At 52.2% G+C, this 1,138-nt stretch carries 1 protein-coding gene; it reads right to left on the bottom strand.

Annotated elements, in window-relative coordinates; translation table 11 throughout:
- Window positions 1-1,080, bottom strand: a protein-coding gene (locus ACF8MC_RS25650) for an IS3 family transposase (protein ID WP_314237727.1) whose coding sequence is annotated in 2 segments (ribosomal slippage) — window positions 1-819 and window positions 819-1,080 — 1,081 coding nt annotated over the 2 segments. Because the reading frame shifts where the segments join, the coding sequence is not laid out codon by codon here. This gene is flagged as partial in the annotation.
- Window positions 1,081-1,138 lie beyond the last annotated feature (58 nt).

The following is a 1,138-nucleotide window of genomic DNA, read 5'->3' as shown; positions in this document are numbered from 1 at the left end:
GGAGACTTCGGATGAATTCAGCCGGAGTCATGTCATTTAATGATGAATGCGTCCTTTCGTGATTGTATTCCCTGCGCCAGCTATCGAGTTTGCTCTGAGCATCTTCCAGTGACAGGAACCAGTGAATGTTCAGGCATTCGTCCCGCAGACTGCCGTTAAATGACTCAATAAACGGGTTATCTGTTGGTTTTCCAGGGCGAGAGAAGTCCATCGTAACACCGTGCTCATACGCCCATTTATCCAGACTTTTCGAAATAAACTCACTGCCGTTATCCGTCTGAATACGTACCGGTAAACGCCTATCCAGCACCCGAAGTGCTTCCATTACTCTGACCACATCTTCGCCTTTCAGCGATTTTCCGGCATGGATCGCCAGACATTCCCGACTAAAATTATCCACTACAGTCAGTGCCCGAAAACGCCGCCCGTTAAACAGGTTATCCGACACAAAATCCATACTCCAGCACTGATCGACATGCGTCAGAATCGGGCGCTGCTGACGGCGTGCTGCACTGACATGTCTGCGGGGACGCTTTCTGCGCAGGTTCAGTCCTTCCAGGCAATAAATCCGGTGGGTTTTCTTGTGGTTAACAAGCCAGCCTTCCCGCCGCAACTGAATATGAATACGCGGGCAACCATACCGTATCCGGGTTTCCGCGATTTCCCTGATACGCAGGGTTATCGCCCGATCATCACGCCGGCTCTGCCAGTGGTAAACTGTTCTGCTCTGCATCAGTAACCCGCATCCCCGGCGGACGCTGATGCGGTATGCTTCCTGCAGAAAATGCACCGCCTGGCGCTTCTGAGCCGGCCTCAGAACTTTTGTTTCAGCACCTCCTGAAGCATCTCCTTGTCAAGACTCAGGTCGGCCACCAGTTTCTTCAGCCGTTGATTTTCATCCTCCAGTTGCCGCAGCCGTCGCAGTTCCGTCACACCCAGACCGGCAAATTTCTTCTTCCAGTTATAAAAAGTGGCCTCAGAAATCCCCATCTTTCTGCAGACTTCCCCGACGCGGGTGCCGGTTTCGGCCTGTTTCAGCGCAAACGCAATCTGTTCTTCGGTATAACGGGTCTTTTTCATGGCGATGTGCCTCGCTGTGAGAGGGAAGAACGACCGGATACTTCAGTTTAGACTGGTA

This window comes from Serratia sp. LACPHL-BACT-2024-00286 (assembly GCF_043109535.1).
GTDB classification, from domain to species: Bacteria; Pseudomonadota; Gammaproteobacteria; order Enterobacterales; family Enterobacteriaceae; genus Serratia; species Serratia sarumanii.
This window is presented reverse-complemented; position numbering and strand designations above follow the sequence as displayed.